The following is a 12,651-nucleotide window of genomic DNA, read 5'->3' as shown; positions in this document are numbered from 1 at the left end:
AATGTTCCCGTAAATATCGTAGGCGCGTCCGGGTCGTAAGGCAAAGCAGTAGTAGCCTTGAAAGAGCTTCAAGAATTCGGCGAAAAGCTTACGGTATCAGAATACTCGTTCCGGTCGTGCGACGACCCTCGAGATCAGCGTGGGCGGCTGCCGCTTCAGCCAACGCGTAACGCTGGTTGATCCTGATGTCGACGACACCTTTCGACACCACGTCGAACAGCGCGTCGGCCGACGATTCAAGATCCTCGCGCTTGGCAATATAGACGTAGAGCGACGGACGTGTGGCGAACAGCGATCCCTTTTGCGACAACAAGGCCATGTTGAAAGGCGGAATTGGCCCTGATGACTGGCCGAAGCTGACGAACATTCCGCGCGGACGCAGGCAGTCGAGCGAGCCGGGAAACGTGTCCTTCCCGACCGAGTCATAGACGACGTCGCAAAGCCTGCCGCCAGTGATTTCCTTCACTTCGGACACGAAGTCCTTGTCGCGGTAGTTGATGAGGTGGTCGAAGCCGTGGGCTCTGGCCAACGCGATCTTGTCGGCGGAACCAGCGGTGCCGATCACGGTTGCACCGAGATGTTTCGCCCACTGGCCGAGAATGAGCCCCACGCCGCCGGCCGCCGCATGGCAGAGGATCGTATCGCCCGGTTTGACCTTGAAGGTACGCCCAAGCAGATATTCAGCGGTCATTCCTTTCAGCATCATGGCGGCGGCCTGTTCGTCGCTGACGCCTTGCGGGATTTTCACAAGCCGGTCGGCAGCAATCAGGCGCTCCTCGCAATAGGCGCCGAGCGGCGTGGTATAGGCGACCCGTTCGCCCGGCTTCAGCCAGTCGACGCCGGCGCCGGTTTCCACCACCAGGCCAGCCGCTTCGCCACCCGGCGTCAGCGGCAGGCCCGCCGGCGCCGGATAAAGGCCGCTGCGATAGTAGGTATCGAGGAAGTTGAGGCCTATTGCCGTGTGGCGGATCAACACTTGCCCCGCCTCAGGGCGGCCGGTAGCGACCTCCTCATATGTCAGCACTTCCGGCCCGCCATGGGCATGGACACGAACCGCTTTCGACATGATCAGACTTTCTTCGCGCCGAGATTGGGAAACAGCTGCATGACGCCGCCGATAAAGAACAGATAGGTTCCGGTCACTGCGATGCCGATCTTGACGATGTCGCTCGCCTCCATGGTCTGGATGAGCGCGATCACGCCGAACAGGCACCAGGCAAGAAAGACTGCCAGGTTGAGTTCGCGCAATCGCACCACGCGCACTGGATGAAGAAAGCTCATCGGCACGAATGTCATGATCGCGGCAATGACCACCACTGCGAACGACACCCATTCGCCCGGCTGGGTCACGAAAAGCGTGAAGACGATCATGTTCCAGACGACAGGGAAGCCTTTGAAGAAGTTCTCCTTCGTCTTCATGCCGGTGTCGGCATAGTAGATTGCGCTGGAGACGACGATCAGCGCGGCCGACAGGAACGACAGCCCCTCGCCCATGAATCCGCGCTGATAGAGCGCAAACGCCGGGATGAGCACATAGGTGACATAGTCGATTATGTTGTCGAGCAGTTCACCCGACCATGTCGGCAGGACGTCCTTCACCTCAAGCTTGCGGGCGATCGGCCCGTCGATGCCGTCGACGAACAATGCCAGACCGAGCCACCAGAACATCGCCGTCCAGCGCTGTTCGCTCGCCGCGACAAGCGACAGAAACGCAAGGAACGATCCCGATGCGGTGAGAAGATGGACCGAAAAGGCCTTCGCTTGAGGCCATGTAACTTTCTTGCGTTTCACGCGCTGCGCCAGTCCAGCTTGCCGATATCGGCCGCAACCGGCGAACGCGCCGGAGCAGACGATTTCCGCTTCCATAGCCCGGCCCCGAATTCGGCCATCGAACGCCCCCTCTGCGGTCAGGTGGACCCAAAAAGGGCCAAATCCCGAATGGGGAGAGTATGGCACTCCCGCAGCGCGTTGGACAACGCTTTGTCCCTTGTTTTTCAACAGCGTTTGTCGCCATGCCGGTCGAATGGGATGAAACGCCACGTTGCCCGAGGGCGTCGGCCCGCCCTATAGGTAGGAAGGCCCGCCGCATGCGTGCAGGGCCGGAAAAGTCGCAACGGATCGTCACCTTGGACCGAACTGAAGCAGCCAAAATCATCGTCGCGGGAACCGGTCCGGCCGGCCTGCTTGCAGCGCTTTCCCTGGCCCAGCATGGTTTTGAGATCAGCTTGGCGGGTCCGGCCGCCAACCAGGACGACCGACGCACGACCGCCCTGATGGCACCGGCATTGAAATTCCTCCACGGTCTTGGCCTGTTGGCTGAACTCGAACCGCACTGTGCGCCGCTTCGCGCCATGCGCATCATCGACGCGACTAAGCGCCTCATCCGAAGCCCAACCGTGACCTTCCATGCATCCGAAATCGGCGAAGCGCATTTCGGTCTCAACATTCCCAACCGCCTGCTGAACGGAACGCTTGAACGGGCCGTCCTGGAGCATCCGGGCATCACCTGGCATCACGCACTGGTGGAGCGTTGGCAGATAGACACGAGCAATGTAACCGCCGTCTTGCCGGAGGGACTGGAAATTCCCGCCCGCCTGGCGGTTGCGGCGGATGGGAGGATGTCGCCGGCGCGGGCGGCAGCGGGCGTGTCCATCTCAACGCGCTCCTTCCCGCAGGCGGCGCTGATCCTGAGTTTCGGCCACAGCCGACCGCACGGCTTCATCTCGACGGAGTTCCACACCGAGACAGGTCCCTTTACCCAGGTTCCCCTGCCCGGCAGTCGGTCGAGCCTGGTCTGGGTCGTTGCACCGGATACCGCCGAAAAGCTGGCCGCGCTCGATGACGAAGCGCTGTCGCTGCGTGTCGAAGAACGTATGCAGTCGATGTTGGGGCGCGTTTCGGTCGAACCTGGTCGGCAAATCTACCCGCTTTCCGCCTCGCTCCCGACACGCTTCGCGCAAAACCGGATCGCGCTGGTCGGCGAGGCCGCCCACGTATTTCCACCGATTGGCGCGCAAGGCCTGAATCTCGGCATCAGGGATGTTCAGCAACTGATTGAAATTGCTACGCTTAACCGCGATGATCCGGGCTCGCGGCCGGCTCTTTCGGCCTATGATCTCAGGCGCCGCCCGGATATCCTCGCCCGCGCCGAGTCCGTCAGCCTGCTCAACCGTTCGCTATTGTCGAACCTGCTGCCGGCACAGATGCTGCGCAGCGCGGGGCTGGGCGCCCTGGGAAGCTTTGCACCCTTGCGAGCCTTTTTCATGCGCGAAGGCTTGCGGCCGGGCAGCGGCTTTTCTTCGCTGGCTTCTTCGTTACGGGAACAGATCCGGCGGTAATATTCCCGTCTTGATCATGTAGAGCAATCCCGACACCGTTGCGACGGAAATGCAGGTCGTCAAAAGCACGCTTGCCGAGGCGCGCTCCGTCCAGACGCCATATTGCTGCGCGATGACGAAAACGTTGGTGGCCGTCGGCAACGAGGCGAGCAACACCGCCGAAAAGAGCCAGATTTCGGAAAAGTTGCCGATCCAACTCAGCACGACATAACAGAGCAGCGGATGCAGCACCAGTTTGAGTACGGCAATCGGCGCAAGTTCCACCGGAACCCGCTTGAGCGGTCTCAGCGCCAGCGTCACGCCCATCGCAAATAGCGCGCATGGTGCGGCCGCACTCGAAAGATATTCCAGCAGCCTCTCTACCGGCAGCGGCGGCCGAAATTCGACATAGGCGGCGGCCACGCCCACCGCCGTGGCGATGATGAAGGGATGAAGCAGGATTTTCTCGGCAACCCTGAGCGCCAGTTGCGCCGGCGGCGTCTTCTCGCTGCCCGAAATTGCCATCATCATGGGCGCCACGGTGAAATGCAGGATGTTCTCGAAACAGAAGATCAGCGCTACCGGCACCGCCGCCTCCTGGCCGAACGCCAGCAAGGCGATGCCCGGCCCCATATAGCCGGTATTGCCATAGGCGGCAGCCAGTCCCTTGATCGTCGATTGCGCAATCTCGCCCCGCGACAGGGCGACGGAGCCGACAAACATCAGCGAGAAAATGACATAAGTCGCAAGCGCTGATCCAACGATGTAACGCCATTCCGTCAGTTTCTCGATCGGTGTCCTCGCCAGCAGTTGGAAGAACAGCGCTGGCAGCGCGACATAAATGATGAACGTGTTCATCCAGCCGAGTGCTTCGAGTGGCTGGCGCGTTATGCGAGCGACAAAAAACCCCAGAAAAATCAGTCCAAAGAAGGGGAGGACCAAACCGACGATTTCTGACATGATGTATGGGTATCCGGGGGTGTGGCTGCGATGACGCTAAGCGAGGTGAGACGTCGATAGGCTTGGGATTGAATTCTTCGCGTTGCTGCGTCAGATAGCGCCTCATGTTGAAGAGCGTGATTGAAATGAAAACAGCAAAATTCGCGATTGGCCAGGTCGTCCGCCATCGTCTGTTCCCGTTCCGGGGCGTCATTTTCGACGTCGATCCGCAATTCAGCAACACCGACGAATGGTATGAGGCAATCCCTGCCGAGGTCAGGCCGCAGAAGGATCAGCCCTTCTATCACCTGCTCGCCGAAAACGACGAGACCGAATATATCGCCTACGTCTCGGAGCAGAACCTTCTTGCCGATCAATCGGGCGAGCCGGTCAGGCATCCGCAACTGCGCGAGTTCTTCAACAAGACCGCCGATGGCCGCTATGAGCCCAAGGATCGGGCCCGGCATTAAATTGCCGCAAACGCACATCCGAAAACAAAACGGCGGGGAAAAACCCCGCCGTTTTGTTTGAAAACTGATCGCTATCAGTTCGCGGCCTTGGCCTTTTCCTGCTCTTCCTTGAGCTTCTTGGCGAAGTCCTCGTTGTTCTTGGTAACGAATTCCTGCAGTTTCTTCTGTCGATCCTCGAGGTCCGACTGCTGCAGCGGCTCGCCGTCGAAAGCTCCCGTGAAGCCCTGAAGCGAAACCTTGATCGGGTTGGGCTGGTTCTGGAAATTCACGGAAGTCAGCGTCAGCTCCGATCCCTTCTTGAAGGAGCCGACGAGCTGGTCGGTAAGTGGCGCCTCGGCGACGCAGCGATCCGGGAAGCAGATGACGTAATCCAGCTTCTGCGCCTTGCCGCCGTCAATCTGCAGGCCGATGCCGGGAGGCACGAGACGGCCGGTCGGAACGGTGACCTGGAACACCTTTCGGTTCACCTTGCCCTTCAGCTCGATCAGGCTGATGCCCGTGACGAGTTGGCCGGACGCAGCGGTCGATATGTTCTGCACATTGCAGATATCGACGTCTTCCTGCTTGGTGCAGGCCTTGAACCAGCCTTGCGGAAGCTGCGCTTGCTGCTGTTGCTGCGCGGCGGCCGGCAAATGACCAGCAGCGAGCACGCCGACCACGCCAGCGGCCATGACCGAAAGACGGGCGACGTCGGTTTTCAGGCTCGTCATCTTATCTCAATTCCTCTCGATTGATCCGGGACCAGGCCATTCAGCGCCATTTGTCGTCGTTTACCTGTTGGCAAATTACGGCGACAGAATGACTTTGACTGGGCTGTTACACCGCGCCGCCTCGCGAATCCAGTCCTCAATCCCGCGATTGTCGGCCAAGAACGCCTCAGGCTCACAATAGTGCCGTCGTGCTAGATTCAAATTCGAATCATCAAAGCCCGTTCTAATTGGAAATATGCCAGTCATGCGTCGCCTGTTTCTTTCGCTCTTTACCGCGGCCATGCTGCCGGCGAGCGGCCTGGCGGCCTTCGCCGAGCCCTCCCATGCAATTGCCATGCAGGGCGAACCGGCGCTGAAGCAGGGATTCACGCATTTTCCCTACGCGAATCCGGATGCGCCGAAGGGCGGCGAAGTCACCTACTGCGTGGTTGGCAGCTTCGACAATCTGAACCCGTTCATCATCAAAAGCCTGCGCACGACCGCGCGGGGCATGATCGACACCATCTACGGCAATCTGGTGTTCGAGCCTCTGATGCAGCGCAGTGCCGACGAAGCCTTTTCGCTCTACGGCCTGCTTGCCGAATCGCTCGACATCACGCCCGACCGCAAATCCGTCGAGTTCACGCTTGACCCCAAGGCGAAGTGGTCCGACGGGAAGCCGGTGACGGCGGATGATGTGCTGTTCACCTACGAGGTCTACGCTGAAAAGGGCCGCCCACCCTACAGCGACCGCATGAAGAAGGTTGCCAAGCTGGAAAAGACTGGCGAGCGCAGCGTCCGCTTCACCTTCAACGAGCATGCCGATCGCGAGTTTCCGCTGATCATCGCCATGACGCCGATCATCCCGAAACATGCGTTCGACAAGGAGACCTTCGACCAGACCACGCTGAAACCGCTGATCGGCAGCGGCCCCTACAAGGTGGCACAGGTGGTTCCCGGCCAGCGCATCGTCTTTCAGCGCAATCCTGACTATTGGGCCAAGGACATTCCCTCCAAGCGCGGCTTCGACAATTTCGACCGCATTACCATCGAATATTTCCTCAATGCCAATGCGCAGTTCGAAGCGTTCAAGAAAGGGCTCTGTGCCACCTACGCGGAAGCCGATCCGGTGAAGCGCGAGCGCAGCTTCGATTTCCCTGCCATGAAGAACGGCCAGGTGATTGCTGAGAGGTTCGAGACCGGCCTGCCCCCGGTCGTCAGCGGCTTCCTGTTCAATACCCGCCTGGCGAAATTCGGCGATCCTCGGGTGCGCCGCGCGCTTGCCATGCTCTATGACTTCGAGTGGGCCAACAAGAACATGTTCGGCGGGCAGTTCCAGCGAACGGCAAGCTACTGGCAGAACTCGGAGCTTTCGGCACTTGGCCGCCCGGCCAGCGAGGCCGAGCGCGCGCTGCTTGCGCCCTTCCCCGAAGCGGTGCTGCCGGAGGTGATGGACGGCACCTATCGTCCGCCCGAAACCGATGGATCGGGTCGTGACCGCAAAGTGCTCAAGACCGCGTTCGACCTGCTGAAAAGCGCCGGCTATACGCTGCGCGACGGCAAGCTCGTTGACCCTGAAGGCCAGCCGTTCGGCTTCGAAATTCTCACCGCCTCGCAAAGCGAAGAGCGGCTTGCCGCGATCTACCAGCGAACCCTTGCAAAAATCGGCATCACCGTGGTTATCCGTACGCTGGAGGCCGACCAGATCCAGATGCGCAAGCAGCGTTTCGATTTCGACGTGCTTATCGGCACGACCGGCTTCCAGGGAACATTGTCACCCGGCATCGAGCTGACATTCCGCTGGGGCTCTGAATCGGCAAATGTCGAAGGCTCCTTCAACCTCGCGGGCGTCGCCGATCCGGCCATCGACGCCATGATCGAGGCGATGCTGAACGCTCGCGACGAGGAGGCTTATGTAGCGGCGGTGCGTGCGCTGGACCGCCTCTTGATATCTCGCGCTTATATGGTGCCCACGCAGCACAATACCCAGCAACACCTCGCTTATTGGAGTTATCTGGCACATCCGGCAAAGACACCTATATTCGGATATCAACTTCCCACCTGGTGGCGAAAGCCAGACTGACCACCACAGAAGGATCTTCCGATGACCGACGAACGGCAAGCAATAACCATCGACGTCGTCTCGGACGTTGTTTGTCCTTGGTGCTTCATCGGCCAGAAGCGGTTGGACAAGGCAATTGACGCCGTGCCCGAGGTGGATGTGGCGGTTCGCTGGCGACCGTTTCAACTTGATCCGACCATCCCGGCGGGTGGCATGGATCGCAAGCAGTACATGTTGTCAAAGTTCGGCAGCGAGGAGCGTCTGCGCGAAATTCACTCCAGGATCGAACCACTCGGCGCCGCCGAGGGCATCTCCTTCGATTTCGGCGCGATCAAGGTATCGCCGAACACACTCGATGCACATCGGGTCGTTCGCTGGGCTGCAACCGCTGGAGAAGAAGTCCAGAACAAGCTGGCAAGACGACTGTTCAGCCTCTACTTCGAACAAGGCAAGAATGTCGGCGACCACGCCGTGCTAATCGAGGCTGCGCGTGAGGCAGGCATGGATGCGCCCGTGGTCGAAGCTCTGTTGCCCACAGACACTGACCGCGATGCCGTCGCGACTGAAGCCGCGACTGCATCGCGCATGGGCATAAGTGGCGTTCCCTGCTTCCTGCTGGAGGGCAAATACGCCGTCATGGGCGCGCAGGAAAGCGACACGCTGGCCGACGCGATCCGTCAGGTCGCGGCAGCCAAGGCACGCGGCGAATCGGAAACAACTGACTAGAGCCTTTCAAGGCCATACGGAAGCAGTTCTGTTTGTCCGATGGCGTGGCGATCCGTCAGGAGGGCGGTGCCGGCCGATGTGAGCCATCGGCCAAGTCCGACCGACGCCGCGGGCGCCCGCCAGCAGCAAACCCTGCTGGCCGGGAGAATTCGGGCCAAATCCATCGGTCTTCGGACTGGGCCGTACCGTCGGTACGACCGGCGCCGAAGCCCTCGAGCTTGCTCCCAATCCCCGCCGGCAGAACGCTTCCGGATAAACCCTGAAAGGCTCTAAGAAGGCGAGATTCTGGCCCGCATCCGCCGGAAGCTCTGAGTTCGAGGAACCCAACCGAAAAGCGTCGTTGCAGGCTGCTGGCCCGAACGTCAGCGTAGTCTAACGCACCTGATCGAGCAGCCGCTTGCACTCCAGAAGATCGAACAGCGCTTCCTGCAGCAGCGCCCGGTTATCTCTCGAAAGCTTGCTGTTGTCGGCTGCGACCGGCCCGTCGTCATCTGAGCGGCCGAGCCCGAAGAAGCGCCGGTTGGGCTTGGCTTTTGGTTCGCCGACCAGCATTTCGTCATCGACGCGTGGCTGCGCGGCTGAGGTCATCGGTGCCGCATCGGCCTGCTTGCGTTGTGCAATCGCCTCGACCGCCGACAGATCGCCATTGCCGATGGCTACCAGAAACTGGTTGCCGTTCTCGCGCAACAGCTTCTGCACGCCCTTTATCGTGTAGCCCTGATCATAGAGCATGTAGCGGATGCCTTTGATGAGTTCGACATCCTGCGGCCGGTAGTAACGCCTGCCGCCGCCTCGCTTCATCGGCTTGATCTGGGTGAAACGCGTTTCCCAGAAACGCAGGACATGCTGGGGCAGATCGAGTTCTTCGGCAACCTCGCTGATGGTTCGGAACGCGTCAGGGCTCTTGTCCATGGACATAACTCCCGTTTCGACAGCTCATTCGTCGCGAACAAATCGCAATGCTGCTCCCCGCCCCGCCATTGCCGCAATTCACACCATCAGTCCGCCCCTTTCCTTCGGAGAAGGAAACGACTGACCGGCAGCCCGGAACTGGTTCATTCGCTTGCTCAGCCGTCCGAGCGGAACCAAATGCACCGCGCCCAAGGCTTGAGCACGCCTGAACTGGTCGCCGATTCGTTTCTCATTTCAGCGGTTTACGTGTCGAAGTTCAAGACCGAAACGTGGATTGTGAAGGTCTTATCAAACGATCGCAACAGGCAATCTTGCCGAAGGAACAAAGAACCGGGAGAACGTTATTTTTCGGTCTTCGCCTTGCCGCTCTGATGCGCGCGCAGGATGCGGCTTTTCAGGACGTTGGATGCCTTGAACGTCATCACGCGGCGCGGCAGGATCGGCACTTCCTCGCCAGTCTTCGGATTGCGGCCGATGCGCTCGTTCTTGTCACGTACGTGGAACGTCGCGAAAGAGGAAAGTTTCACGGTCTCGCCACGAACGATCGCGTCGCAGATTTCGCTTAGTACGGATTCAACGAGTTCGGCGGATTCGGTGCGGGACAGGCCGACCTTTCGGTAAACAGCCTCGGCGAGGTCGGCGCGTGTAAGTGTCTTCCCTCCCATGCGTCGGCCAACTGTCCCCGAAAATCGAATTCAACAAGAGTAGTCCGACGTTAGAAAATTGGTCAGGCAAGGTCAAGGGCCTGAATCGTTTGCGCTTTCCGATCGGCCAAGGTTCGGGCAACACCGCCTGGACGGCTATTCACCAGCGCAGGATGACGGCGCCCCAGGTGAAACCACCTCCCATGGCTTCGAGCAGTACCAGATCGCCCTTCTTGATGCGACCGTCCGCCACCGCGACCGACAACGCCAGTGGCACGGAGGCGGCTGACGTGTTGCCATGCAGATCGACGGTTACCACGACCTTTTCCTCGGCAATTCCCAGCTTCTTTGCCGAAGCGTCGATGATGCGCTTATTGGCCTGATGGGGTACGAACCAGTCGATATCATCCGCACTGATGCCGGCTTGCGAGAACGTTGCCACGATCACGTCGGTGATCATGCCGACGGCATGTTTGAAGACCTCGCGGCCCTCCATGCGAAGCACGCCGACCTTTCCGGTGGTCGACGGCCCGCCATCGACGAAGAGTTTTTCCTTGTGCGTTCCGTCCGACCTCAGGCTCGAGGCCAGTATGCCGCGATCGGCGGTGGTGCCGTCGCCCTCGCCCGCCTCGATAACCAGTGCGCCGGCGCCGTCGCCAAACAGCACGCAGGTCGAACGGTCGTTCCAGTCGAGAATGCGCGAGAAGGTTTCCGAGCCGATCACCAGCACGCGCTTGGCAAGCCCGCCGCGAATATAAAGGTCGGCGGTGGTGACCGCATAGACGAAGCCGCTGCACACCGCCTGCATGTCAAAGGCGAAGCCGTGACGCATGCCGAGGCGCTGCTGTATCTCGACGGCAGTCGCCGGAAACGTGTTGTTGGGCGTGGAAGTGGCGAGCACGATCAGGTCGATGTCGTCGGGCGTCAGGCCGGCATCGGCAAGTGCGGCGCGCGCCGCGGCTTCTCCGAGCGATGCAGTGGTCTCGTCATCGGCGGCGATATGGCGCTGGCGAATGCCGGTTCGCTGGACGATCCACTCGTCCGACGTTTCCACCATGCCTTCGAAATCGGCATTCTTCATGATGCGGCGCGGCAGCGCGGAACCGATGCCACGCACAATCGATCTGATCATTGATTGTCCTATTCCTTGCCGTCGCCCGCAATCTCGGCCGACTGTGCGATCGGTTTCGGATGTCGGGCATGGAAAAGATCGAGATCCGCCTCGATCCGGTCCAGCAGCCGATTCCTGACCATGTCGTAACCCAATTCGATCGCGGCGGCGACTCCCTCCGCATCGGCGCCGCCGTGACTTTTCACCACAATGCCGTTCAGCCCGAGAAAAACACCGCCATTGGCGCGACGTACGTCCATCTTCTCGCGCAGCGTGGCGAAAGCCGCCTTGGCAAACAGGTAGCCGATCCTGGCCATCAATGTCCGGCTCATCGCGGCGCGCAGATAGCCGGCGATCTGGCGGACCGTGCCCTCGGCCGTCTTGAGCGCGATGTTGCCGGCAAATCCCTCGGTCACCACCACATCCACCACGCCCTTGCCGATGTCGTCACCCTCCACAAAGCCCTGGTAGTCCATCGCCATCCTGCCTGCTTCCCGCAGCAGTTGGCCGGCTTCCTTGACCTCCTCCTGGCCCTTGATTTCCTCGACGCCGACATTGAGGAGGCCGACCGTCGGCCGCTCGATGCCGAAAAGCGCGCGGGCCATGCCCGAACCCAGGATTGCGAAGTCGATCAATTGATGAGCGTCCGCGCCGATGGTGGCGCCGACGTCCAGCACTACGCTTTCCCCGCGCATCGTCGGCCAGATCGCTGCAATTGCCGGCCGGTCGATGGTCGCCATGGTGCGCAGGCAGAATTTCGACATCGCCATCAGCGCGCCGGTGTTGCCCGCCGAAATACAGGCATCGGCGTCACCGGCCTTCACCGCCTCGATAGCCTTCCACATGGACGACTTCCAGCGCCCGTGGCGCAGCGCCTGGCTCGGCTTGTCGTCCATCCGCACCGCTATCTCGCAATGAAAAAATTCCGAAACGGCGGCGAGCTTGGGATGTTTTGCGAGTTCCGGACGGACCGCGTCCTCGTGGCCGTAGATAAGAAAGCGAACGTCACTGCGACGGGTCGCCACCGCGACAAGTGCCGGAATGATCACCGATGGCCCGAAATCGCCACCCATGGCATCGATGGAGATTTTGATCACTCGGTACTTATCTCACGTTTTTCGAAAGGACCCCGACCTTCATCAAGGCTTGGCGAAAATAACGGTTTTGGGCCGACACACAACCGGATTTCACGCGCGCAGCCACAGTTTTCAGGATTTTCGCATCAGCTCGCGCAGCTTTTTTTGCAGGTCCCCATCGACCATTTGATCCGCCGGCTCGCCGGTCGTGGTGTCCAGCGAAACCCCCGGCTTGCGGGGGTAAGGGTCGATCGCCAAACCGAAAAACTCTTCGGCCAGAGCGCCGACATCGACGGTGTCGCCCTCAAACGTCTCCGGCGCATCCGGCCCTTCCGCGTCGAGTAAAATCTCGCCGCCACCCTCGAAGTCCGCACGGGCAAGTTTTGAGTTCTCGGGCACGAGCAAAACCGAAACATCTTCGCTGATGCGAACCTCGATCGGCTCTAGCGTGACCACGCAAGCCTGCACGATATCGGCCTCGACCTTGCCGGTCACCTTCACACCGTCCCGCCTCCAGGCGGTGACCAGCAGCTCCGCCCGATAGTTAGCAACCGCCTCCAATCCATGCTCCGCAGCAAGCGCGGCGCACTGGGCTTCATCCGCCTCCACGAGCACCGGCAAGCCTTTGGCCGGCAGACGGGCGACATTCACCACAAAGGAAACCGGGCTCGTTTCGGCGTGATGTGACATATCGGCCTCCTTTTC

Annotated in this window: 13 protein-coding genes; 4 read left to right on the top strand and 9 right to left on the bottom strand. The window is 60.4% G+C overall.

Annotated elements, in window-relative coordinates; all coding sequences use genetic code 11:
* Positions 1–88: 88 nt before the first annotated feature.
* Both ACLKMW_RS03955 and pcsA read right to left on the bottom strand, forming a co-directional pair.
* Positions 89–1,066 carry a quinone oxidoreductase family protein gene (locus tag ACLKMW_RS03955; protein WP_415723070.1) on the bottom strand — a complete coding sequence of 326 codons (978 nt, stop codon included), beginning with the start codon at positions 1,064–1,066 and terminating at the stop codon, positions 89–91.
* Positions 1,067–1,068: 2 nt separating this feature from the next.
* On the bottom strand, positions 1,069–1,791 hold the full coding sequence (gene pcsA, locus ACLKMW_RS03950; RefSeq protein WP_415723069.1) for a phosphatidylcholine synthase: 723 nt from the start codon (positions 1,789–1,791) through the stop codon (positions 1,069–1,071).
* Between the two features lie 335 nt (positions 1,792–2,126).
* Between pcsA and ACLKMW_RS03945 the strand changes: the two genes are divergently transcribed.
* Positions 2,127–3,338, top strand: coding sequence for a UbiH/UbiF family hydroxylase (locus ACLKMW_RS03945; protein ID WP_415723190.1), 1,212 nt, complete (start codon positions 2,127–2,129; stop codon positions 3,336–3,338).
* Here the strand turns inward: ACLKMW_RS03945 and ACLKMW_RS03940 are convergent.
* A complete protein-coding gene (locus ACLKMW_RS03940; RefSeq protein WP_415723068.1) occupies positions 3,315–4,277 on the bottom strand; it encodes an AEC family transporter in 963 nt (320 codons plus the stop codon). The two genes, ACLKMW_RS03945 and ACLKMW_RS03940, sit on opposite strands and share 24 nt — an antisense overlap.
* Before the next feature lie 125 nt (positions 4,278–4,402).
* Here ACLKMW_RS03940 and hspQ point away from each other — a divergent pair, with 125 nt between their 5' ends.
* A complete protein-coding gene (hspQ, locus tag ACLKMW_RS03935) occupies positions 4,403–4,726 on the top strand; it encodes a heat shock protein HspQ (protein WP_415723067.1) in 324 nt (107 codons plus the stop codon).
* Between the two features lie 74 nt (positions 4,727–4,800).
* Here the strand turns inward: hspQ and ACLKMW_RS03930 are convergent, their stop codons facing one another.
* Positions 4,801–5,436 carry an invasion associated locus B family protein gene (locus tag ACLKMW_RS03930; protein ID WP_415723066.1) on the bottom strand — a complete coding sequence of 212 codons (636 nt, stop codon included), beginning with the start codon at positions 5,434–5,436 and terminating at the stop codon, positions 4,801–4,803.
* 244 nt (positions 5,437–5,680) lie between these two features.
* Here ACLKMW_RS03930 and ACLKMW_RS03925 point away from each other — a divergent pair, with 244 nt between their 5' ends.
* Both ACLKMW_RS03925 and ACLKMW_RS03920 read left to right on the top strand, forming a co-directional pair.
* Positions 5,681–7,498 (top strand): extracellular solute-binding protein, encoded by a 1,818-nt coding sequence (locus ACLKMW_RS03925; protein ID WP_415723065.1) that lies wholly within the window; start codon positions 5,681–5,683, stop codon positions 7,496–7,498.
* A gap of 21 nt (positions 7,499–7,519) precedes the next feature.
* Positions 7,520–8,203 (top strand): DsbA family oxidoreductase, encoded by a 684-nt coding sequence (locus ACLKMW_RS03920; RefSeq protein ID WP_415723064.1) that lies wholly within the window; start codon positions 7,520–7,522, stop codon positions 8,201–8,203.
* Between the two features lie 372 nt (positions 8,204–8,575).
* Here ACLKMW_RS03920 and ACLKMW_RS03915 read toward each other — a convergent pair whose 3' ends face one another.
* From ACLKMW_RS03915 to ACLKMW_RS03895, 5 genes are all read right to left on the bottom strand, one after another.
* Complete coding sequence (locus ACLKMW_RS03915) at positions 8,576–9,115, bottom strand: MerR family transcriptional regulator (RefSeq protein ID WP_415723063.1); 540 nt, start codon at positions 9,113–9,115, stop codon at positions 8,576–8,578.
* A 341-nt stretch (positions 9,116–9,456) separates the two neighbouring features.
* Positions 9,457–9,780 carry an integration host factor subunit alpha gene (locus ACLKMW_RS03910; protein ID WP_415723062.1) on the bottom strand — a complete coding sequence of 108 codons (324 nt, stop codon included), beginning with the start codon at positions 9,778–9,780 and terminating at the stop codon, positions 9,457–9,459.
* 139 nt (positions 9,781–9,919) lie between these two features.
* On the bottom strand, positions 9,920–10,891 hold the full coding sequence (locus ACLKMW_RS03905) for a beta-ketoacyl-ACP synthase III (RefSeq protein ID WP_415723061.1): 972 nt from the start codon (positions 10,889–10,891) through the stop codon (positions 9,920–9,922).
* 8 nt (positions 10,892–10,899) lie between these two features.
* A complete protein-coding gene (plsX, locus tag ACLKMW_RS03900) occupies positions 10,900–11,967 on the bottom strand; it encodes a phosphate acyltransferase PlsX (RefSeq protein WP_415723060.1) in 1,068 nt (355 codons plus the stop codon).
* Between the two features lie 111 nt (positions 11,968–12,078).
* Positions 12,079–12,636 (bottom strand): YceD family protein, encoded by a 558-nt coding sequence (locus ACLKMW_RS03895; RefSeq protein WP_415723059.1) that lies wholly within the window; start codon positions 12,634–12,636, stop codon positions 12,079–12,081.
* Between the last annotated feature and the right edge of the window lie 15 nt (positions 12,637–12,651).

Source organism: Borborobacter xinjiangensis, from assembly GCF_047739745.1.
Lineage (GTDB): Bacteria > Pseudomonadota > Alphaproteobacteria > Rhizobiales > Rhizobiaceae > Pseudaminobacter.
This window is presented reverse-complemented; position numbering and strand designations above follow the sequence as displayed.

Excerpts from the sequence above, each read along its gene's own strand:
- ACLKMW_RS03955 (WP_415723070.1), bottom strand. The coding sequence starts at position 1,066 with ATGTCGAAAGCGGTTCGTGTCCATGCCCATGGCGGGCCGGAAGTGCTG.
- ACLKMW_RS03940 (WP_415723068.1), bottom strand. The coding sequence starts at position 4,277 with ATGTCAGAAATCGTCGGTTTGGTCCTCCCCTTCTTTGGACTGATTTTT.
- hspQ (WP_415723067.1), top strand. The coding sequence starts at position 4,403 with ATGAAAACAGCAAAATTCGCGATTGGCCAGGTCGTCCGCCATCGTCTG.
- ACLKMW_RS03930 (WP_415723066.1), bottom strand. The coding sequence starts at position 5,436 with ATGACGAGCCTGAAAACCGACGTCGCCCGTCTTTCGGTCATGGCCGCT.
- ACLKMW_RS03925 (WP_415723065.1), top strand. The coding sequence starts at position 5,681 with ATGCGTCGCCTGTTTCTTTCGCTCTTTACCGCGGCCATGCTGCCGGCG.
- ACLKMW_RS03920 (WP_415723064.1), top strand. The coding sequence starts at position 7,520 with ATGACCGACGAACGGCAAGCAATAACCATCGACGTCGTCTCGGACGTT.
- ACLKMW_RS03915 (WP_415723063.1), bottom strand. The coding sequence starts at position 9,115 with ATGGACAAGAGCCCTGACGCGTTCCGAACCATCAGCGAGGTTGCCGAA.
- ACLKMW_RS03910 (WP_415723062.1), bottom strand. The coding sequence starts at position 9,780 with ATGGGAGGGAAGACACTTACACGCGCCGACCTCGCCGAGGCTGTTTAC.
- ACLKMW_RS03905 (WP_415723061.1), bottom strand. The coding sequence starts at position 10,891 with ATGATCAGATCGATTGTGCGTGGCATCGGTTCCGCGCTGCCGCGCCGC.
- ACLKMW_RS03895 (WP_415723059.1), bottom strand. The coding sequence starts at position 12,636 with ATGTCACATCACGCCGAAACGAGCCCGGTTTCCTTTGTGGTGAATGTC.